Origin of the sequence: Actinomadura sp. DC4, from assembly GCF_030406325.1 — a bacterium.
Taxonomy (GTDB): Bacteria; Actinomycetota; Actinomycetes; order Streptosporangiales; family Streptosporangiaceae; genus Actinoallomurus.
This window is the reverse complement of record NZ_JAUEQY010000005.1, coordinates 133726-154908: the sequence shown is the minus strand read 5'-3', so window position 1 is coordinate 154908 and position 21183 is coordinate 133726. Positions and strand designations below refer to the sequence as shown.

General features: G+C 68.4%; 20 protein-coding genes, 1 tRNA gene and 1 riboswitch. Of the genes, 13 read left to right on the top strand and 8 right to left on the bottom strand.

Translation table 11 applies throughout. The features are described 5' to 3' along the window. Positions 1 to 71 precede the first annotated feature (71 nt). From QWU11_RS10285 to QWU11_RS10270, 4 genes are all read left to right on the top strand, one after another. Entirely contained in the window at positions 72 to 242 is a 171-nt protein-coding gene (locus QWU11_RS10285) for a hypothetical protein (RefSeq protein WP_290104891.1), read from the top strand. Between the two features lie 44 nt (positions 243 to 286). Continuing rightward, entirely contained in the window at positions 287 to 1813 is a 1527-nt protein-coding gene (locus QWU11_RS10280; RefSeq protein ID WP_290104890.1) for a long-chain-fatty-acid--CoA ligase, read from the top strand. A 3-nt stretch (positions 1814 to 1816) separates the two neighbouring features. Beyond that, positions 1817 to 2503 (top strand): helix-hairpin-helix domain-containing protein, encoded by a 687-nt coding sequence (locus tag QWU11_RS10275; protein WP_290104889.1) that lies wholly within the window; start codon positions 1817 to 1819, stop codon positions 2501 to 2503. 75 nt (positions 2504 to 2578) lie between these two features. Continuing rightward, positions 2579 to 3772: an arginine deiminase gene (locus QWU11_RS10270; RefSeq protein WP_290104888.1), complete on the top strand. Its 1194-nt coding sequence runs from the start codon at positions 2579 to 2581 to the stop codon at positions 3770 to 3772. A gap of 1 nt (position 3773) precedes the next feature. Here the strand turns inward: QWU11_RS10270 and QWU11_RS10265 are convergent, their stop codons facing one another. The 4 genes from QWU11_RS10265 to QWU11_RS10250 all read right to left on the bottom strand — a co-directional run bounded on the left by QWU11_RS10265 (position 3774) and on the right by QWU11_RS10250 (position 8165). Continuing rightward, entirely contained in the window at positions 3774 to 4211 is a 438-nt protein-coding gene (locus QWU11_RS10265; protein ID WP_354670834.1) for an ATP-binding protein, read from the bottom strand. 203 nt (positions 4212 to 4414) lie between these two features. Beyond that, entirely contained in the window at positions 4415 to 6268 is a 1854-nt protein-coding gene (locus tag QWU11_RS10260; protein WP_354670828.1) for a PAS domain S-box protein, read from the bottom strand. A 59-nt stretch (positions 6269 to 6327) separates the two neighbouring features. Beyond that, complete coding sequence (locus QWU11_RS10255; RefSeq protein WP_290104886.1) at positions 6328 to 7689, bottom strand: cytosine permease; 1362 nt, start codon at positions 7687 to 7689, stop codon at positions 6328 to 6330. Then, positions 7682 to 7796: riboswitch (TPP riboswitch) on the bottom strand. It overlaps the preceding gene by 8 nt. Before the next feature lie 30 nt (positions 7797 to 7826). Then, complete coding sequence (locus QWU11_RS10250; RefSeq protein WP_290104885.1) at positions 7827 to 8165, bottom strand: rhodanese-like domain-containing protein; 339 nt, start codon at positions 8163 to 8165, stop codon at positions 7827 to 7829. An 84-nt stretch (positions 8166 to 8249) separates the two neighbouring features. On the opposite strand from QWU11_RS10250, the gene QWU11_RS10245 reads away from it, so the two are divergent. Further along, positions 8250 to 8774, top strand: coding sequence for an SSI family serine proteinase inhibitor (locus tag QWU11_RS10245; RefSeq protein WP_290104883.1), 525 nt, complete (start codon positions 8250 to 8252; stop codon positions 8772 to 8774). Positions 8775 to 8923: 149 nt separating this feature from the next. Here the strand turns inward: QWU11_RS10245 and QWU11_RS10240 are convergent, their stop codons facing one another. The 3 genes from QWU11_RS10240 to QWU11_RS10230 are packed head-to-tail and all read right to left on the bottom strand — an operon-like array spanning position 8924 to position 10677. After that, the gene (locus QWU11_RS10240; RefSeq protein ID WP_290104881.1) at positions 8924 to 9784 is read right to left on the bottom strand and encodes a DNA-formamidopyrimidine glycosylase family protein; all 861 of its coding nucleotides are present in this window, start codon (positions 9782 to 9784) and stop codon (positions 8924 to 8926) included. A 58-nt stretch (positions 9785 to 9842) separates the two neighbouring features. Continuing rightward, positions 9843 to 10451, bottom strand: a complete 609-nt coding sequence (locus tag QWU11_RS10235) for a TenA family protein (protein ID WP_290104880.1) — start codon at positions 10449 to 10451, stop codon at positions 9843 to 9845. A gap of 22 nt (positions 10452 to 10473) precedes the next feature. Next, entirely contained in the window at positions 10474 to 10677 is a 204-nt protein-coding gene (locus QWU11_RS10230; RefSeq protein WP_290104878.1) for a DUF1918 domain-containing protein, read from the bottom strand. Between the two features lie 136 nt (positions 10678 to 10813). Here QWU11_RS10230 and QWU11_RS10225 point away from each other — a divergent pair, with 136 nt between their 5' ends. After that, entirely contained in the window at positions 10814 to 11809 is a 996-nt protein-coding gene (locus tag QWU11_RS10225; RefSeq protein WP_290104876.1) for a CapA family protein, read from the top strand. A 144-nt stretch (positions 11810 to 11953) separates the two neighbouring features. Here QWU11_RS10225 and QWU11_RS10220 read toward each other — a convergent pair. Next, a tRNA-Leu gene (locus QWU11_RS10220) sits at positions 11954 to 12036 on the bottom strand. A gap of 107 nt (positions 12037 to 12143) precedes the next feature. On the opposite strand from QWU11_RS10220, the gene QWU11_RS10215 reads away from it, so the two are divergent. Genes QWU11_RS10215 through pknB form a run of 7 tightly spaced genes read left to right on the top strand, consistent with a single transcriptional unit; the run spans position 12144 to position 21024 of the window. Next, positions 12144 to 12884: a DUF3662 and FHA domain-containing protein gene (locus QWU11_RS10215; RefSeq protein WP_290104875.1), complete on the top strand. Its 741-nt coding sequence runs from the start codon at positions 12144 to 12146 to the stop codon at positions 12882 to 12884. A gap of 36 nt (positions 12885 to 12920) precedes the next feature. After that, positions 12921 to 13379, top strand: coding sequence for an FHA domain-containing protein (locus tag QWU11_RS10210; protein ID WP_354670827.1), 459 nt, complete (start codon positions 12921 to 12923; stop codon positions 13377 to 13379). Then, positions 13376 to 14941 (top strand): PP2C family serine/threonine-protein phosphatase, encoded by a 1566-nt coding sequence (locus QWU11_RS10205; RefSeq protein WP_290104871.1) that lies wholly within the window; start codon positions 13376 to 13378, stop codon positions 14939 to 14941. Before QWU11_RS10210 ends, QWU11_RS10205 begins: the two co-directional genes overlap by 4 nt. Continuing rightward, positions 14938 to 16431 (top strand): FtsW/RodA/SpoVE family cell cycle protein, encoded by a 1494-nt coding sequence (locus QWU11_RS10200; RefSeq protein ID WP_290104870.1) that lies wholly within the window; start codon positions 14938 to 14940, stop codon positions 16429 to 16431. The genes QWU11_RS10205 and QWU11_RS10200 overlap by 4 nt, the downstream gene beginning before the upstream one ends. Next, the gene (locus tag QWU11_RS10195) at positions 16428 to 17864 is read left to right on the top strand and encodes a penicillin-binding protein 2 (protein ID WP_290104869.1); all 1437 of its coding nucleotides are present in this window, start codon (positions 16428 to 16430) and stop codon (positions 17862 to 17864) included. Before QWU11_RS10200 ends, QWU11_RS10195 begins: the two co-directional genes overlap by 4 nt. A 3-nt stretch (positions 17865 to 17867) precedes the next feature. Next, the gene (locus QWU11_RS10190; RefSeq protein WP_290104866.1) at positions 17868 to 19217 is read left to right on the top strand and encodes a serine/threonine-protein kinase; all 1350 of its coding nucleotides are present in this window, start codon (positions 17868 to 17870) and stop codon (positions 19215 to 19217) included. A gap of 22 nt (positions 19218 to 19239) precedes the next feature. Then, on the top strand, positions 19240 to 21024 hold the full coding sequence (gene pknB, locus QWU11_RS10185; RefSeq protein ID WP_290104863.1) for a Stk1 family PASTA domain-containing Ser/Thr kinase: 1785 nt from the start codon (positions 19240 to 19242) through the stop codon (positions 21022 to 21024). The last annotated feature ends 159 nt before the right edge of the window (positions 21025 to 21183 follow it).

The window sequence follows — 21183 nt, the reverse complement described above, 5'->3', positions numbered from 1 at the left end:
CCACCCTGCGAATCCCCGCCGGCTGATCATCATCGCTGCGAAACAGGTCCCCGAACGCGTACCCTCCCCCTATGGGCAAGGCGATTCTGACGATTGTCGGCGTGCTGCTGTCGATCTGGCTGATCTTCATGGTGATCGGCATGATCATCTCTGCGTTGAAGTTCCTGATCTGGCTCGGCGTCCTCGCGGTGATCGCGGCGATCGTCGTGACCCTCATCAGCAGGTTGGCCAAGAGCGACTAGTCGGGGTCTTGTCGCGCCATGTCGCCTACGCGCATGATTCGGCCATGAATCTCACCGGCTTGCTCCGTGACCGGGCGGCGGCGCACCCCGACCGGATCGCCTACATCTACCAAGACGAACAGGTCACGTTCGCGGAGTTCGACCGTCGGGTGGACTCCGTGGCCGGTGCCCTGCGCGCGTCCGGGGTCGGGCAGGGTGACCGTGTCGCCGTTCTCGACAAGAACTCCCTGCCGTACGTCGAGCTGCTGTTCGCCGCCGCTCGGATCGGCGCCGTCCAGGTTCCGGTCAACTACCGGCTCGCCGCCGACGAGGTCGCCTACATCGTCGGGAACGCCCAGGCGAAGATCCTCGTCGCCGGAGCGGAGTTCGAGAACATCCTCGACGCCATCGCCGGCCGCCTCGAGCACACCGAGCATCTGATCGTCATCGGCGACAGCGAGAAGTACGAGAACTACGCCGCGTGGAGCGACCGCGAGCCCACCCGGCAGGACGACCCGGCCGAGGTGTTCGTCCAGCTCTACTCCTCCGGCACCACCGGCCTGCCCAAGGGCGTGATGCTGACGCACGACAACTTCCTCGCCGTGCTCCCGCTCGCCGACGACCTCTGGAACCTCGGGCCCGAGAGCCGCCTGATGGTCGCCATGCCGATGTACCACATCGCGGGCTGCACGCTCACCGTCGGCGCCGTCTACGCGGGCATCCCCGGGGTGATCATGCGGGAGCCCGACCCGGTCGGGATCGCCAAGGCGATCGAGGCGCATCGGGTCACGCATGTCTTCCTCGTGCCGGTCCTGTTGATGTTCATGCAGCAGATCCCCGAGGTACGCGCGGCGGACCTGTCCAGCCTCCGGCTCCTCCTGTACGGCGCCTCGCCGATCAGCGACGAGGTGCTCCTCGGCGCCATGCGGCTGCTGCCGAACACCGAGTTCATGCAGGTGTACGGGCTGACGGAGACGACCGGGGCGATCACTTACCTGCCGCCGGCGGACCACAAGCCGGGTGAGCGGCTGCGCAGTGCCGGGATCGCCAACCCCACGACCGAGCTGAAGATCATTGATCCGGCCACCGGCGAGGACCTGCCGGCCGGGCGGGTCGGGGAGATCGTCAGCCGTACGCCGCAGAACATGCACGGCTACTGGGCGCTGGAGGAGGCCACCAAGAACACCCTCCTGCCCGGCGGCTGGCTGCGTACGGGCGACGCCGGCTACCTCGACGAGGACGGCTACCTCTTCATCCACGACCGGGTGAAGGACATGATCATCTCGGGCGGGGAGAACATCTACCCCGCCGAGGTGGAGAACGTCCTGATGAGCCACCCCGCGGTCGCCGACTGCGCGGTGATCGGCGTACCCGACCAGAAGTGGGGCGAGACCCCGAAGGCCGTCGTCGTACGCGAAGGGGAGACGACCGAACAGGAACTCATCGACTACTGCCGCGAGCGGCTGGCGCACTTCAAGTGCCCGTCATCGGTCGACTTCACCGAGGCGATCCCGCGCAACCCGACCGGCAAGGTCCTGAAGAGGCAGCTCCGCGAGCCCTACTGGGAGGGCGAGTCGCGGGCGGTCCACTGATCGATGATTCCCTTCCCCGGCGGGCGCCCGCTGCCGCCCGAGCGGCTCCGGGCGATCCTCGGCAACGCGATCATGCGCCAGGTCTCGCTCGGCTGGCGCATCGAGTCGCAGGTCGACAACCACGCGATGATGGTCAGCGGCGGTGACGTCAACCATCTGGCTCACCTCCTCGCCACCCTCCTGACCTGCGGCATCTGGCTGCCGGTCTGGGTGATCCTGGGCGTGACCGGCTCGGAGCAACGCCTGTCCCTCACGGTCGACCAGCACGGCAACGTGCTCTTCAACGGGCGACCGGCCGGACCGGTGGTCCAGCCCCGGCGCGGACCGGCGATCCCGCCTCGCCGCGGCAACATGAACGCCAGCGCGATCGCCGCCGCGACCATGCGACGGGATCTCCGCCGTCAGGCGCGCGAGCAGGCCGCGGAGGACCCCGCCCTCGCCCGCGAGCTGCGCATCGGCCGTCCCGACCTGCCCAGACAGTACGACGACGGCGGCCTCATCGACTTCAACCACGCCCCCGGGCCGGCGCTGACCGTACTCAGCGGTATCACCCGTGAGGTCGCCGAACGCATCGTGTCGATGCGCGAGCACGTCGGGAGTTTCTCCTCCGCCGAGGAGCTCGTGACGACCGTCGACCTGCACCCCGACCTGATCTTGGAGATCAAGGAGTATGGGATCTTCCTACCGTGATCGAGGGAGAAGTCCGGTAAATAACGTGCTGCACCCAAAGCACCTGTTCACGTAGGGACGACTAAGCTCACAAATGTGACTCATGCCTACCGTGTCGACAGTGAGGTCGGCCGCCTCAGGACCGTCCTTCTGCATCGTCCCGGCTCGGAGTTGAAGCGCCTCACCCCCCGTAACAACGACCAGCTCCTCTTCGACGGCATCCCCTGGGTGGGCCGCGCACAGCAGGAGCACGACGCGTTCGCCCAGGCCCTGCGCGACCATGGCGTCGAGGTGCTCTACCTCACCGAGCTGCTGCAGGACACCCTGGAGTACCAGCCGGCGCGCGACGAGGCGATCACGACCGTGCTGGACGACTCCCGGCTCGGCGACCAGCTACGGAAGATCCTCAGCGGCTACCTCGCCGACCTGACGCCCGAGACCCTCACTCAGGTGCTCGTCGGCGGGCTCGCCCACGAGGAGCTCAAGACCGGCCGCGGCCTGGTCTACCAGCTCATGGACCGGCACGACTTCGTCATCGACCCGCTGCCGAACCTCCTGTTCACCCGCGACTCGAGCGTGTGGATCGGCGACCGGATCGCGGTGATGAGCCTCGCGATGCGGGCGCGACGGCGCGAGACCGGACTCGCCCAGCTGATCTACCGGCACCACCCGCGGTTCGACGGCGCCGAGCCGGTGTACGAACCGGCCTTCGAGAACGTCGAGGGCGGCGACGTCCTGCTCCTCGCACCCGGCGTCCTGGCCATCGGCACCGGCGAGCGTACGACTCCGGCGGGCGTCGAGCGGCTGGCCCGGCAGGTGTTCCAGACCGGCCTGGCGCACACCGTGCTGGCGGTGCCGATCGCCCAGGAACGCGCCACGATGCACCTCGACACCATCTGCACCATGGTCGACGTCGACAAGATCGTCATGTACCCGGCGGTGGCGTACTCCCTGATCGCGTACACCGTGACCAGCGAGAACGGCGACCTTCGGGTATCGCGGGCGCAGCCGTTCCTGGAGGCGGCGGCCAAGGCGATGCGCATCGACCGGCTCAGCGTGATCGACACCGGCCTCGACCCGGTCACCGCCGAACGCGAGCAGTGGGACGACGGGAACAACACCCTGGCCGTCGGGCCGCGGCTGGCCGTCGCGTACGAGCGCAACGTGGAGACCAACGCGCGGCTGGAGGCGGCAGGCATCGAGGTCATCCGCATCCAGGGCAGCGAACTCGGCAGCGGACGAGGCGGTCCGCGATGCATGTCCTGCCCGCTGCTGCGCGACCCGGCCTGATTCAGCGGCTCATGCTCCGGGGCACCTCGTACGGTGCCGGGCCTGAGCCGTTGGACTTGGCGGAGTGCGGCGAGTGGAGGGTGGCCCACACCGTGGTGCCGCCGTCCTCGTGCAGGACGCCCCACCCGTCGGCGAGGGTCTCGACGATGCCCAGCCCGCGGCCGCCGAGCGAGGAGAGCGTGGCGCGGGCGCGGCGGGGCTCGGTCATGGCGCCGCCGTCGCTGACGGCGAGCTGGATGAGGTCGCCCTGACGGCTCCAGGCGACTCTTATGTCGCCTGAAGGCAGAGGGCGGGCGTGCCGCAGCGCGTTACTGATCAACTCGCTGAGGATCACGGCCGCGTCGTCGGCGATGTCCTCGTAGACACCCGACTCCAGGAGCTCTGCCGCGAGGCGGCGTCGCACGACCGAGACGCTCGATGACGCATGCGGCAGGAACACGACGCTCGACGCCCTCACCTCCCCCGGGGGCGCGGACTGTCCCGGACACTCCCCGTAACCTCACTCCGGTACGACCGAAATGCCCAGTTAAAGCGGTCGGAAACCCTGCCACAGGAATCTATTGCCAACACAACGAGCAACGGTGACCTCGCGCACGAACGAATCAACGGCGTAGATTGTCGGGAAGCGTCCAGTATGACTGACTACGCAACGTCACTCGCATGGGGGAGGGTGAAGCGCATGCTCGTGCCCGAAACCCCCGTACGGGCGTGCGCGGTCACCTCTCCGTGCTGGGCCCGGGCAAGTCGTCGCACGATGTAGAGCCCGAGGCCGAGTCCGCCGAACCTCCGGCGGTCGCCCGCCTCGCCCTGGACGAATCGCTCGAAGACCCGCTCGCGGTCGCCGGCCTGAATGCCGACCCCTTCGTCTTCGACCGTCACAACGATCGAATCGTCTTCGACGTCCGCGCGTACGGTGACCGTACCCCCACCCGGGGAGTACTTCACGGCGTTCTCCAGGAGCTGCCCGACGATGATGTCGGTCGCCATCGCGTCGCCGAAGGCCAGGGGCAGGCCGTCGCGGACCTCCAGCCCCATCCGGTGCCGCTCCGACATGCCCCGGAACCCCTCCACCGCGCCCTGCAGCAGCCGGGCGAGGTCGAACGGCTCGTTGGTCACCGCAAGGCCGTCGGGCATCGTCCGGGAGTAGAGCAGGTTGTCGACGAGCTGCCCGAGCGTCTGGGCGCGCTCGGCGATGATCGCCACGGCCTGTCGCCGGTCGGCGTCGCCGAGCTTGTCCCACCGCTGGACCAGCGTCTTGGCGTACCCGTGCACGACCGTGATCGGCGTCCGCAGCTCGTGGCTGGTCATCGACAGGAAAAGGTCCTTGGCCGCCTCCAGCGACTTGGCCTCGGTCACGTCGCGGAAGTCGACGACGATCTCGTCGTGATCTTCGATCTCGGAGTAGAGGACGTTGAGCCAGGCGCCCGAGTCGACCTGGATGGTCGGCTCGGCCTCCGGCGCGGGCAGCGCGAACGGCAGCGGCCGCCCGACGACCTCGTCGGAGGTCATGCCGGTGATCGCGCGGGCGGCGGGGTTCCACTGCTGGACGATGCCGTCGCGGTCGAGCACGGCGATGCCGTCGGCGCTCGCCTCGATGACCGCCCGCTCGTGCTTGCGCTGCTTGACCACCTCGGCGTAGCTGACCGCGTTGCCGACGACGACCCCGGCGTGCCCGGCGAAGAGTTCGAGCAGCTCCAGCTCGATGTGGCCCGCCTTGTGCCCGGAGAACAGTGCGTAGAGGGCGCCGTACGGCCGGCCGTGCACGCTGGAGACGCCGAGCGCGATCGTGTGCAGCCCGGTCAGCTCCGACCAGATCAGGTCGCTGAGGCTGCGGGTGTCGGCCGTGGCCAGCATGACCGTACGGCCGGAGCGCAGCAGCTCGCCGACCAGGCTCGTACGCAGGTCGGAGGTGACGCCGCGCAGGCTCTCGGGCAGGCCGCTGATGCTGACGAGGCGCAGGGTGCTGGCGGGCTGCTCGATGAGCACGAACCCCGCGGCGTCGGCGCCGGTCAGCTCGATGACGCTGGCGGCGACCCGGTCGAGTACGGCCGGCAGCTCCAGCTCGGCGTTGAGGTCGGCCACGACGTCGTTGAGCCGGCGTACGAGGCGGATGCGCTCGGCGGCCTGGCGCTGGACCAGCTCGTCCTCGTCGGCGGCGCGGTAGAAACAGACCCAGCCGACCAGCTCGCCCTCGTCGGACCGCATGCCGCTGACCACGGCGCGGGTCTCGATCAGCCGTCCGTCGCGGTGCAGCCGCCGGGTGGCGAAGGAGATGTTGCCGCCCTCGCGTACGCGTTCGAGCACGGCCCGGTGCTCGGCGGTGTACTCCTCCGGAATCGTGCGCAGGGCCTGGCCGACCGCCTCCTCGGCATGCCACCCGAACAGCCGCTCCGCCGCGGGATTCCACAGGCGAACCGTGAGGTCAGGACCGAGCGCGATCATTGCGTCGGCGGCCGAGGCCACGGCCGCGCGCATCGTCGCGTCGGAGGTGTCCACCCGGCCATAGTGCCACCGCCGACCGGTCGATCGGTTGCGAAACCACTCTTAGGCGAAGGTCAAGAAGACTTCGCATTTCCGGCGCTATTTCTGACCCGTGCCCGGGAGACGACCCCCATGACCGCTGTCACGAGGGCCGCGGCGGCGAACGACAGCAGCGACGCGCTCATCCAGCTCGACGGCGTGAACCCCAGCGCGTCCTGGACGCCGGTCCACAGGCTCGACCACCAGCCGACGTTGCCCGGGTTGATCAACTGGTACGCGGCGATGCCGACGGCCCAGGCCACGATCATCGACCAGCGCGACGGCGCCCGCCCGGACACGTCCCAGCCGCGCCGCCCGCCGAAGCAGAAGAAGTCCACCGCCAGCACCCCGAGCATCGGCACGAACACCGAGCCGATGAGCGACAGGAAGTCGTAGTAGTTGTCCATGTTCAGCGCGAGGGCCAGCACCATGATCAGCCCGCTGAGCCCGACCGTGAGCACCCGCCGGTCGACGCGCGGCACGAGATTCTGGATCGACATGGCGGTCGAGTAGACGTTCGCGAACGACTGGTCGGCCTCGCGCAGCACGAACACCGCGAAGAACAGCGTGCCGAGCGCGACGTGCTGGAACGGCCCGAACACCTTGTCCGAGTCGCCGGCCACCAGAGCGAGCGCGAGCAGGCCGAGGACGTACGCGACGATCTGCGTCAGCCCGTACGCGACGGTCGCCGCGCCGAACGCGGCCCGCTCCGAGCGCGAGTGCCGGGTGTAGTCGGCCGCCATCGGCACCCAGGAGATCGAGACCGCCAGCGCCGCGTCCGCGCCGATCCAGAAGTGACTCCAGGACCCGTGCGTGAGGTTCGGCAGCGGCTGGCGGGAGAGCTGGATGTAGAAGTACACGAGGGCGATCACGACCGCCGCCGTGACGTACCGGCGGAGCACGCGGACCGACCCGAGCGGCCAGATCGTCAGCACCGTCGTGATCACCCCGGCGATCACGACGTACATCCAGTGCGGGCCGCCCTTGAACAGCTGCTCGGCGGCGTTCGCGATGGTGATCAGCTCGAACGTGCCCCAGCCGACCATCTGCAGGATGTTCAGCACGGTCGGGACGTACGAGAGGCGCGTGCCGAACAGGCCGCGCAGCAGCATCATGGCGGGCACACCGGCCCGCGCGCCCGGCACCGCGGCCAGCCCGAGCATGATCCCGCCGATCACGGTGCCGGCGACCATCGCGACGATCCCGGCCAGGATCGGCAACCGCGGCACGCCGTTCGCGTCGGGGGCCAGCACGGTCGCCGCGCCGGAGAAGGCGAGCAGACTCACGCCGAGGTTGGCCCAGAAGGCGCTCTGGTCCCAGAAGCTGAGGACGCGGGGCGCGGGTTCGTCGAGGGTGTACGGGGCCTCGTCGCTGGGGCGGTCGACAACCGTGCTCACGGAGCACACTCCCTACGCCGGCATTATCCGGTCAGGTTCGAGCGGTCGGCGGCGCGTGAAGCCGCCCTCTCAGCCCGGTCGTCGCCCGAGCTCCCGCGTTATCCAGTTGGCGGGGACAATGTACCCCGAAAGTCGCGTCAGGCGACGAACGGGTCCGTACCCGACTCGCTCACCATCGGCCGCCCGGCACCCTCCCAGGCGTGCATGCCGCCCTCGACGTTGGAGGCCGTCCAGCCCGCACCGTTGAAGGCCGCCACGGCCTGCGCGGAACGCGCCCCTGACCTGCAGATAACGTAGATGTCGCGGTCCTTGGGGACCTCTTGGGCACGGTTGTTGAGCTCGCTGAGCGGGATGTGAACGGCATCGGGCGCGTGCCCGGCCCGCCACTCGTCGTTCTCCCGCACGTCGAGGAGATATCCGTCACCCGGTACGGCGCCCGCCGCCACGCTGGGTAGCTGGTTGTTGAAGAAGTTCACCTGTCCACGGAACCACGCGACAGCGGCCGGAGTCGAATCGTCATGAGGCAATCTCTATCGAGACTGGGAAGGACGGCCATCGTCGTGCCGGGGATCCTCACGGCACTGACACTGGCCGGCTGCAAGGACGACCAGGGAACCGCGAGCCAGCCGAGCGACCAGGCCTCTCAGCCCGCACAGAGCACGACGCCCGGCTCACCGACGCCGGCGCCCGTCTCGGCCACCCCCACGCCGCCTGCCGGCAACCAGCCGCCGCCGGGTTCGGGCGGCACGAAACTCACCATCACGGTGCGCATGTCGCCCACGGCGGACCCCATCACGCGCACCCTCACCTGCGACCCGGCCGGCGGCACCGCCCCGGACGCGGCCACCGTATGCACGCAGCTGACCAAGGTGGCGGCTGTGAAGGGCGGCGACCCGTTCGCACCGACCCCGAAGGGCCAGATGTGCACCCAGATCTACGGCGGACCGCAGACCGCCACGATCAAGGGCACCTACAAGGGCAAGCCGGTCGACACGACGTTCGGCCGTAAGAACGGCTGCGAGACCAAGCGGTGGAACGACCTCGCGGCGCTGTTCGGCCCGCTCGCGCACACGCCCACGCACTGACCTCGCAGTAGTCCCCGCACCTACTGCATCCCGCGTCCCCCGGCGCCGTCGGTGCCGGGGGACCTTAGTCGGTGACTCTGCCGTCACTCCCCTGAGTGGGACTGGCGATGCCCATGGGCGCGGTCGTGGCCGGCGCGGGGATCCGGTTCTTACTTGAGCAGGCGGGACATGCGGCGGTCGGCGAGGGGTTTGCCGCCGGTCTGGCAGGTCGGGCAGTACTGCATGGCGCGGTCGGCGAACGAGACCTCCTTGATCGTGTCGCCGCAGACCGGGCATTTCTCGCCCGCCCGGCCGTGAACGCGCAGCCCCTGCTTCTTCTCGCCCTTCAGGTCCTTCGCCGCCAGGCCCCGCGAGCGTTCGACCGCGTCGCCGAGAGTGGTCATGATCGCCTCGTACAGCGTCGCGGCCTCGGCGTCCGTCACGGTCGCGGCGAGTTTGTACGGGGACATCTTCGCCGCGTGGAGGACCTCGTCGGAGTAGGCGTTCCCGATGCCGGCCAGGACGCTCTGGTCGCGCAGGACGCCCTTGATCTGGGTACGGCGGCCGCTGAGGATCTTGGCCAGGTCCTCGACGCCGAAGCCCTCCGCGAGGGGGTCCGGGCCCAGCGACGTGATGCCGGGGACGTCCTGGGGATCGCGGACGACGTACACCGCCAGGCGTTTCTGCGTGCCGGCCTCCGTGAGGTCGAAGCCCTGCTCGTCTTCCAGGTGCACGCGCATCGCGAGGGGCCCCTTGCCGGGCCGAGGCGGGGCCGCCGGCAGTTTGTCCTTCCACCGCAGCCAGCCCGCCCGCGACAGGTGGATGACCAGATGCAGGCCGTCCACGTCGAGGTCGAGGAACTTCCCGTGCCGTGTGACGTCGCCGATGGTCAGGCCGCTGAGCGCGGTGATCGGCGGGTCGTAGGTCTTGAGGCATGAGATGGCGACGACGTCGATGCGGGCGACGGCCCGGCCGACGGCGTTCTCGCGCAGGAACGCGGCGAGCGACTCAACTTCCGGCAGCTCCGGCATGCCCCAAGGCTAAGCCTGTCCACAGCCCTGTGGACAGTGTGACGCCGCAACAGGGTGATCAGCCGGGCACGTCCCAGAAGGCCAGCTCGTGGCGCATGCCGTCGGTGAACGCCGCGCGGGCCCGCGCGGGGTCGGGGGCGGCCTCGTCGAGCATCGCGGCGACACGACCGGTCAGCATCACGAAGGCCGGGTCCGCGTAGGCATCGACCCAGCGGCGGTAGAGAGGGTCGGACGGAGGGTCCTGAGCGAGAATCCGGCCGAGGGTGGAGTAGCCCCACATGCACGGATAAAGCGCAGCGAGGCCCTCGCCGTACGAGGCCGCCGAGGTGAGCAGGAAGTCGGTGTACGCCGCGCAGGCCGGCCCCTTCACGGCGCCGGCGAGGTCGGCCCCGAACTCCGCGGCCAGCGCCCGGTGCAGCGAGAGTTCTTCGAAGAACGTCGAGTGCGCGAGCTCGACGAGATCACCGAGATGCGCGTCGGGCGCCTGCCAGGCCAGCCGGGCGAAGACGCGGACGTAGTCGTGCAGGAAGAGGTGGTCCTGCTCCAGCCAGGAGCGGAAGATCGCCGGATCGAGATCCCCGCGGGCGATCCCGGCGACGGTCGGGTGCCGTAGCTGCGCGTCGAGAAGCGGCCGGCCGAGCGTTTCGAGATCGTGAGCGAGACTCATAGCCCGCAGTGTCACACGACGGTCAGCCATCGCCCTCACGACGCGACAGGCGCGAGACGAACGCGTCACACGAGGGAAAGAACACGCTCTCGTGCCCGTCTTCCCAGCGCACGACGTACGGCGGCTCCCCGTCATGCCCGTGCACCTCAATGATCACGGCCTGCCGGTCCTGCTCCCCGACGTGATGCCCTCTGACCAGCAGAGCGTCCCCCGAATGTGCTCGCATCGTCATCCCCCCAAAAAAGAAAGCGCGCTTTGCGATCACGCTCGCAGGGAGCCGAGCAGCCGGATAGGGCCGAAGGTCCGCCCACCCGCGCCGAACGTCGGGCACCCGTCCGCCGGCGCGGGGAGAGGCTGGAGACATGGGAGTGCGCATCGCCCTGGGCGGCGACACCATGCTGGGCCGCGGAGTGGGCGAGGAGATCACCGACCACGGCCCGTACGGCCTGTTCGCCAGGGAGGTGGTCGAGGAACTGAGAAGAGCGGACCTCCGCCTGCTGAACCTGGAGTGCTGCATCTCGACGAGAGGAACCGAGGAGCCGACCGCCAGGTTCCACTTCCGAGCCCCGCCGGGAGCCGTGGAGACCTTGAGAGCCCTGAGAGTCGACTGCGTGACCCTGGCCAACAACCACACGCTGGACTACGGCGACAGCGCCCTGGAAGACACCCTCACGAGCCTGAGAGAAGCGGGAATCCAAACGGTGGGCGCCGGAAGGAACCAGGCGGAGGCAAGAGCCCCCGCGATCCTGAACGCACGCAACATGACCATCGCCGTACTGGGAGTAACAGACCACCCTCAAGCGTACGCCGCGACAGAAACGACCCCAGGAGTCGCGTACGCCCCTCTGAACAGGGAGATCCCAGCATGGCTGACAAAAGACATCCAGCAATTGAGCAACATTCACAACGCCGTAGTCATAACCCCCCACTGGGGCCCAAACATGACGACAGCCCCACAGCCCTACATAAGAGCAGCCGCACAGAAATTCCTGGAGGCAGGAGCCACCCTGGTAGCCGGCCACTCGGCCCACGTCTTCCACGCGGCAACACCGAGAGTGATCTACGACCTGGGCGACCTGATCGACGACTACATCAGAGACAGAAAGCTGAGAAACGACCTGAGCCTCCTGTGGACGACAGAGATCAAGGAAACCCGCCAGACCAGCCACAAGGCCCTCCCCCTGCACCTGACCTACGCCCACACGAGCAAGGCAACCGGAGAAGACCAGAAGTGGATCAAAACCCGCCTAGCCACCGCCTGCACAGAATTCGACACAGAAGTGATCGAGCAGGAGGGACTAACAGTGGTCACAGATGAGCAAGCAAGCAACACCAGCAACCACGAAGTGAAAGGATGAAGAAAACCCCAGCCGCAGAGGGGGCGTGGGGGCGCAGCCCCCACATCAGGGGGCTCCGGGGGATCGTCCCCCGGGGAAAATGACGAAGGGCCAGCGCGAGCGAACCAGAAGATTCGCGAGCACACTGGCCCCAGGACATTCGCGTGGGCGAGGAGGGATTTGAACCCTCACATCCTTTCGGACACACGGACCTGAACCGTGCGCGTCTGCCGTTCCGCCACTCGCCCGTGGCGTGTCAGAGGTTAGCACCTTGCTAACGCTGGTCGGAACTCGGTTGCTTCATGCGAACCAACGCACGGATACGATCGTCTAGCAGTGGAGAAGGGAGGTGCACGTGGGTGTCCTACAGCGCTTCGAGCGCCGGCTCGAAGGCATGGTGGAGGGGGCCTTCGCTCGGGCTTTCAAGTCGGAGCTGCAACCCGTGGAGGTCGCCAGCGCCATCCAGCGTGAGATGGACGAGCGCGCCGCCATCGTTGCGCAGGGTCGCACGCTGGTGCCGAACGACTTCGTCGTCGAGATCTCGCATCCCGACGGCGAACGCCTCGCGGTCTATGCCGACAGCCTGAGCCAAGAGCTCGCCAACCTCGCACGAGAGCACGCGAAGGAACAGGGGTACTCCTTCGTGGGCCCGGTACGCGTGCGGTTCGAGAACGCCGATGACCTGCGCACGGGCATGTTCCGGATTCGTTCCGGGGTGATCCGCGGTTCGACCGTCGAGGGCGGTGAGATCCGTCAGCCGATGAGCGATATGCCGCCGCCGGCGCGTGGTTTCTCCGGGGGACGGCCGCGGCTTCTGGTCAGCACCGAGGGCCAGGAGAGCCATATGTACGACCTGACCACGCCGGTGACTTTGCTCGGCCGTGGCACCGACTGTGATCTTCGGCTTGTCGATCCGGGAGTTTCCCGGCACCATGCCGAGATCAGAGTCGAGGGTCCGGAGGTGGTCGCGGTCGACCTAGGGTCGACGAACGGCACTTTCGTCAACGGTCAGCCGATCCGGCGCGTGACGTTGCGTGATGGCGCGCGTGTCACTCTCGGCCGGACAACCCTCGTGTTCCGTCGCGACAGGGAGTAGCTCCGAACTCCGATGAACCAACTGACTCTGACCCTCATGAAGGTGGCGTTCCTGGCCGTTCTTTGGCTGTTCGTCATCGCGGCCGCGGGCGTGATCCGTGCCGACCTGTGGGGATCCAAGGCCGCCGCGAAGGCCTCGCGCCCCAGCAAGGCGGCCCCGCCGGCCAGGCAGCCCAAGGCAGCGGCTCCGCGCTCGAGACGCTCGGAGCCCACGAAGCTCGTCATCACGCAGGGGGCACGTGCGGGCACGACCATGGATCTCGCGGGTACGGAGATCGTCATGGGTCGTGGCAATGAGGCCACGTTGCCTCTCGGAGACGACTACTCTTCGGGGCGGCACGCCCGGCTCTTCTCACAGAACGGTCAGTGGTTCGTGGAGGACCTCGGTTCCACCAACGGCACGTTCCTTGGCCGTGCCAAGGTGAGCCGGCCGGAGCCTGTTCCCGTTGGCGTACCGATTCGTATCGGGAAGACCGTCATAGAGCTGCGCAAATGACAATCGGAATACGCTTCGCCGCACGATCGGACGTCGGCCTCCTCCGTGAGGGCAACGAGGACTCCGCGTACGCCGGCACACGCCTGCTGGCGGTCGCCGACGGTATGGGCGGCCATGTCGGTGGTGAGATCGCCAGTGCCGCCGCCATCGACACCCTGAAACCGCTCGACGTCGACGTCCCGGCCAACGAGATCGTCGGTGTGCTCGAGCAGGCCGTGCACCGCGCGAACGAAAAGCTGCACAACATCGTCGAGGGCGACCCGTCCCTGCAGGGCATGGGCACGACCCTCACCGCGATGCTCTGGCACGGCCGGCAGATGGCCCTCGTCCACATCGGTGACAGCAGGGCGTACCTCCTGCGCAACGGCGAGCTGTTCCAGATCACGCACGACCACACCCTCGTGCAGTCGCTGGTCGACGAGGGCCGGATCAGCCTCGACGAGGCGGCGTCACACCCGCAGCGTTCGTTGCTGCTGCGGGCGCTCGACGGCCGCGGCGAGGTCGACCCCGACGTCTCCCTGCGCGAGGCGCAGCTCGGCGATCGCTATCTCCTGTGCTCCGACGGCCTGTGCTCGGTGGTGACGGCGGAGACGATCCATCACGGACTGAGCTCGGTCGCCGACCCGGAGCAGGCCGTACGCCAGCTGATCGACCTGGCCAACCGCGGTGGCGGCCCGGACAACATCACGTGCGTCGTGGCCGACGTCGTCGAGCTGGACACCCTGCACGGCCCGCCGCAGCAGTCCATCCTGGCCGGCGCCGCGCACAGCTCCACCCGTACGCGCGGCGAGGCCGACAACCCGGGCACCGCTCCCGGAGGCGCGATGGCCGGCGAGTCGCCGGCGCACCGTGCCGCCGCGCTGCGCGGAGAGCCGCAGCAGCAGGGCGCCGCGGTGACGGTCGCCGACATGAAGGCCGTGCCGCCGCAGCACGACGACGCGCTGCCGCTGCCTCCGATGCGGGTACGCCGCCGCTGGCCCTGGCTCGTCGGGCTCGCCGTCGTGCTGGTTCTGCTCGTGGCGGGCGGCTCGTACGTCGCCTGGACCAACGTGCAGGGTCAGTACTACGTCGCCGCCGACGGCGGTCAGGTGGCGATCTTCCAGGGCATGAACGACAAGATCCTCGGGCAGAAGCTCTCGCACCTGAAGGAGCGCTCGGACCTCAAGGTCGCCGACCTGACGCCCAGCGCCCAGACCTCCGTCCGGGGAGCGATCGACAACCTCAGCAGCCTGGCGAGCGCCCGCAAGACGGTCACCAACCTGCGCAGCAAGATCTGCCGTACGACCGTCGCCGAGGACGGCAAGGGCGTCGTCTCGGTCTGGAAGGGCCGCAACCAGCAGAGCGAAGGCTGCGACAACAAGGTGATCGCACCGTCCGACCCCGTGGTCCGCGCGAGCACGCTGACCACCAAGTCCAAGACCGCGGTGCACAAGGGCATCCCGGTCTCCGACCTGCAGGGCGGGCAGGCCGTCGTCGGACAGCTCCGGGACGAGGCCGCCCAGTGCCGCCAGCACCCCAACTCGCTGGCCGGCTGCCCCCAACCGCCGGACAAGCGCCAATGAGCACCGCAACGAACGAAGCCGGCATACCCGTAGCCGTACGTCCCCGGCGGAGCGCCCAGCTCGGCATGCTCATCTTCGCGATGATCATCACGGTCGCGGGGTTCGCACAGGTCGGCCTGGCCCGTGACGGAAACCTCCCGGTCGGCATGTACGGCTACGGCCTCGGCCTCGGCATCCTGGCGGCCGGCGCCTACTTCGTGGTCGCTCGCTTCGCGCCGTACGCCGATCCGCTGCTGCTGCCGCTGGCGGTGTTCCTCAACGGCATCGGCCTGGCGATGATCTACCGGCTGGACCTCAACACCAGCAAGGACATGAAGGACGCCATCGCGGCGGGCAAGAAGGTCTCCTACTTCGGGCCTTCGACCAACGCCCAGCTCGAGTGGACCGCGCTCGGCATGATCTTCTTCGCCGTCACGCTGCTGGTGCTGCGCGACGTCAAGATCCTGCAGCGCTACATCTACACGATCGGCGCGGTCGGCCTGTTCTTCCTGGCCCTGCCGGGCTTCCTGCCCTCCTCGATCAGTGGCGCGCTGGGCGCCAAGATCTGGATCCGGATCGGCTCGATCTCGATCCAGCCAGGGGAGTTCTCCAAGCTGGCACTGGTCGCGTTCTTCGCCGGTTATCTCGTCAACAAGCGCCAGGCGATGTCGACCGTCGGCAAGACGTTCGGCCCGCTCAAGCTGCCGCGCGCCCGCGACCTCGGCCCGATCCTCGTGATCTGGGTGATCTGCCTCGGCGTCCTCGCCCTGGAGAACGACTTCGGTACCGCGATCCTGTTCTTCGGGCTGTTCGTGAGCATGCTCTACATCGCCACCGAGCGCTTCGAGTGGGTCGGCATCGGCCTCGTGCTCCTGGCCTGTGCGAGCCTGCTCGCCCCGCTCATCCCCCACGTGCAGCAGCGTGTCGCCGTGTGGATGGACCCCAAGCCGTACTTCGACGGCGGCTGCAAGATCAACGGTGTTATCCACAACCAGATGGCCCAGACCTGCGCCGCCCACGGCGGCACGTACATCGCCGACAGTGGCCAGCTCATGCGCGGGCTGTTCTCGATGGGTCAGGGCGGCGTGCTCGGCACGGGGCTGGGCCAGGGCGAGCCGTGGCGCACGCCGCTGTCCTACAGCGACTTCATCTTCACCTCCTTCGGTGAGGAGCTGGGGCTGACCGGCCTCATGGTGATCCTGCTGACGTACGCGCTGATCGTGCAGCGCGGTATGAAGGCCGCGGTCGCCACCAAGGACAACTTCTCCAAGCTGTTCGCCGGCGGTGTGTCGTTCGTGTTCGCGCTCCAGGTCTTCGTGATCGTCGGCGGCGTCACCCGGCTCATCCCGCTGACCGGTCTCACCACACCGTTCCTCGCACAGGGAGGATCCTCACTCCTCGCCAACTGGATCCTCATCGGCCTGCTGATCCGCATCAGTGACGCGGCCCGGCGGCCGGCACCGCAGCCCATCCAGGACGAGGGAATGACCCAGGTGGTGAGCACCGCGTGAACAAGCCTCTTCGCCGGGTGGCGATCGCAGCGATGACGCTGCTCGTCATCCTGATGATCAATGTGAACTACATCCAGGGCTCGCAGGCCGACAAGCTCAAGAACGACGCGCTGAACAACCGGAAGTACCTCACCCAGTTCCAGCACGACCGCGGCCCGATCCTGGCGGGCAGCGTCACGCTCGCCCAGTCGACCAAGATCGACAAGAAGAACTTCCAGCGGGTCTACAAGCAGGGTGAGCTCTACTCCCCGATCACCGGCTTCATGAGCGTCTTCAACCGCACCGGCCTCGAAGGCGCGGACAACGCCCTGCTCGACGGCACCGACAAGCGGCTGACCGTGCACAACTGGTTCGACATGCTGGTCGGCAAGAAGCCCAAGGGCGCCACCGTGCAGACCACGATCGTGCCGAAGGCCCAGCAGGCCGCCTACGAAGGCATCCGGAGCAAGACGGTCAGCCGCGGCGCCGCGGTGGCCATCGACGTCAAGACCGGGGCCATCCTCGCGATGGCGTCCTACCCGTCCTTCGACACCAACCTGGTCGCCACGCACGACAGCACGAAGGCGGTCAAGGCGGACGCTCGGCTGGAGAAGGCGTCGGGCAAGCCGATGCTCAACAAGGCGATGAACGAGGTGTTCCCTCCGGGATCCTCGTTCAAGATCGTTGACTCGGCGGCGGCGCTCGAGTCCGGCGGGCTCACCAAGGACTCCCCGGCCCCGGCCGACGAGCTGAAGCTGCCCGAGTCGGGCCAGACGCTCCACAACGCCGACGGCGACGAGGCCAAGTGCAGTGGCAGCCCGCCGCTGATCAGCTCCTTCGCCGCCTCCTGCAACTCCACGTTCGGCCGGCTCGCGGGCACCCTGGGCCAGGACAAGCTCCTCGCCCAGGCCGAGAAGTTCGGCTTCAACAAGCCCGTCAAGGTCGAGCCGGGCATGTCGAGCGCGAGCGCCAACTACCCCACCAAGAAGATGGGCGGCGACGACCTGGCCCGGTCCGGCATCGGACAGGGCGACGTCACCGCGACGCCGCTGCAGATGGCGATGGTGGCCCAGTCCATCGCCAACGACGGCACCGAGATGAAGCCCTATCTCGTCAAGCGGGTGACCGCGCCCGACCAGTCGGAGCTGGCCACCGCGCAGGAGCAGGTGATGGGCCACCCGGTCAGCGCCAACACCGCGGACCAGATCCAGGAGATGATGCGCCAGGTCGTCGCCTCGGGTACGGCCTCCGCCACGCTCAGCGGGCAGGACATCGCCGGCAAGACCGGTACCGCCGAGACCGGCCGGGGCATCTACGAGGACTGGTTCGTCGGATTCGCCCCTCAGCACAACCCGAAGGTCGCCTTCGCGGTCGTCACCGACGGCAACCTTCAGTCCGACGGCGCGCACAACGCCGCGCCGATCGCCCTGAGTATCGTCCAGGCGGTGCGATAGAAAATGACCACCCCCCTCGTCCTCAGCCACCGATACCGCCTTGACGAGCGCCTGGCCTCCGGTGGCATGGGCGAGGTCTGGAAGGCCACCGACGAGCTGCTCGGCCGGCCCGTCGCGGTCAAGGTGCTCAAGGAGCAGTACGTCTCCGACGAGAGCTTCCGGATGCGGTTCCGCGCCGAGGCGAGGTTCGCGGCGTCGCTGCAGCACAGCGGCATCGCCCAGGTCTACGACTACGGCGAGCAGGACGACCTCGCCTTCCTCGTGATGGAACTCGTGGTCGGCGAGACCCTGTCGCGGATCCTGTCCGTGGAGGGCCGGCTCAGCGTCGACACCAGCCTGGACATCATCGGCCAGGCGGCGCGCGCGCTGCGCGTCGCCCACACCGCGGGGATCATCCACCGCGACATCAAGCCCGCCAACCTCATGGTCACCGCCGAGGGCGTCGTCAAGATCACCGACTTCGGCATCGCCCGGGGCGGCGGCTCCAGCACGATGACCCAGACCGGCCAGGTCATGGGGACCGCGCAGTACGTCTCGCCGGAGCAGGCGACCGGCCGACGCATCACGCCGGCCTCCGATCTCTACTCCCTCGGCGTCGTGGCCTACGAGTGCCTGGCGGGCATGCCGCCGTTCGCCGCGGACACCCCGATCGCCCTGGCCGTCATGCACGTGCGGGAGGACCCGCCGCCGCTGCCCGCGGACATTCCTCCGCCCGTACGCGGCCTGGTCAGCGCCATGCTCGCCAAAGACCCGGACGACCGGCCGACGGGCGCCCAAGAGGTCGCCGACGAGATCCACATGCTCCGGCAGCCCGGCGGTTTCGACGTTCCGGACGAGCCCGAGACCGAGGCCGTACCCGTCGGTTTCGCGGGTACCCATCTGCAGGACTCCGTCGACGAGGACGAGCCCACCGGGGCGCACCCGGGGCCGTGGGCGGCCGCGGGCCGGCACCGCACCAGCCGTTTCGTCATCGCACTCGCGTTCGCCGCGGTTCTCGTGGGTACGGCGGTGTTCGCCGCCGGAACTCTCTGGAAGGGATCGGGGCACACTAAACTCGTGGACGGCAACCGGGTCGAACCCGCCGGACGCCCCGCGCCCACCCGGCAGTACAGCCGGGGGCCGGACAGCACCTCGCCGACCGATACGCCTGAGCCCTCGACCTCGCTTCCGACCGGGCCGTATCCCTTCCCGACGCCGACTTACTCGTCGTCGACCCCGACCTCCAGTCCATCCAAAACCCCCAAGCCCCCAAAGCGGACGCCTACTCCGCCGGCGACCACGCCGACGCCCCCTACGGACCCAGAGCCGTCGAGCAGTGCTCAAGGCACGCTAGGTTCTGAGGGCAGGGCGTAGACGACTAGGGAAAGTGCCAGATATGAATCAGCCTCGGCTACTCGGTGGCCGCTACGAACTCGATGGAGTCATCGGGCGTGGCGGCATGGCCGAGGTCTACCGAGCTCGTGACCTTCGGCTCGATCGGGTGGTCGCGATCAAGACACTTCGGTCCGACCTCGCCCGTGACCCGACGTTCCAGGCTCGATTCCGCCGCGAGGCGCAGTCGGCCGCGTCGTTGAACCATCCATCCGTCATCGCCGTGTACGACACCGGCGAGGACCAGCTGGATCACAACCCGGTGCCCTACATCGTGATGGAGTACGTCGAGGGCCGTACCCTCCGCGATGTCCTGCAGGAGGAGCACCGGCTGCCGGCCGAGCGCGCCCTGAAGATGGTCGACGGCATCCTGCGCGCCCTGGACTACTCCCACCGCGGCGGCATCGTCCACCGCGACATCAAGCCGGCCAACGTGATGCTGACCACGAACAACGAGGTCAAGGTCATGGACTTCGGCATCGCGCGCGCCCTCGCCGACACGGCGTCGACGATGACCGCGACCGCCCAGGTCATCGGCACGGCCCAATACCTCTCGCCGGAGCAGGCGCGCGGTGAGCGCGTCGACGCCCGCAGCGACATCTACTCCACGGGCTGCGTGCTCTACGAGCTGCTCACCGGCCGTCCGCCGTTCCAGGGCGACTCCCCGGTGGCCATCGCCTACCAGCACGTACGAGAAGAGCCGATCCCGCCGTCGCAGCTCGACCCGTCGATCCCGCAGTACGCCAACGCGATCGCCATGAAGGCGCTCGCCAAGGACCCGAACTACCGCTACCAGAGCGCGTCGGACATGCGCGGCGACATCCAGCGGGCCTCGCAGGGCATGCCGGTCTCGGCGCCGACGATGGCGATGAACGGCGGCACCCAGGTCATGCAGGGCGCCCCGCACACGCAGGCGATGCGGCCGCAGACCATGGGCTATGACCTGCCGCCGGTCAACTACGACGAGCCGGCGCACGACGCCGACCGCGGCAAGAAGATCGCGATCTGGTCGGTCGTGGGCCTGCTCGCGGTGGGCGCGATCGTCGCCCTCATCATGATCTTCAGCGGTGGTGGTGGCGGCGACGGTGGCGACAAGCCGGTCGCCATCCCCTCCGACATCATCGGCAGCGATCAGGCCTCGGCCAAGCAGGAACTCGTGGGCATGGGCTTCGTCGAGTCCAACATCCACCTCAAGAAGAAGACCGACGACAAGGCCGACAAGAACGAGGTTCTCAGCGTCGACCCGGCCCCGGATACCAAGATCGAGAAGACTGCGCTGGCCACGACGCAGATCACGCTCACGATCTCGGCCGGCAAGCCGCACGTCACCGTGCCCTCGACGAAGGGCAAGAGCGAGGACGAGGCCAAGTCCGCCATCGAGGACGCCGGTCTCAACGTGGCGTCCACGGACAAGAGGTCCTCCACGACGGTGCCGAAGGGCAGCGTCATCGGCTCGAACCCGGGCGCCGGCAAGAGCGTGGAGAAGGGCAGCGACGTCACGCTGTACATCTCCGACGGGCCGGGCACCACGCTGGTGCCCAGAGAGATCGGCAAGTCGCTCAGCGACGCGCGGTCCGACCTGCGCAGCCACGGCTTCCAGGTGTCGGTGCGCTACCAGACCGTGCAGCCGGGCCAGCCCGACCAGCAGGTCATGGACCAGACGCCGGGCGAGGGCGACACGGCGAACCGCGGCAGCACGGTAACGCTGACGGTGTCGAAGGTTCAGCAGCAACAGCCGCCGACGCAGGGCCCGACCGGGTTCCCGACCTTCCCGCCGGGTGACGACTGACGGACGAATGACGAGGACCCCCACACGCCTTCGCGTGTGGGGGTCCTGTCGTTCATGGAGACGCCAGACTCTGTGGTCCGGGCATGAAGGAGGGCCTCCGCCGCTCGGGGGCAACGGCGGAAGCCCTCAGAGGGTGAATCAGATTCAGCTTCCTTGGCG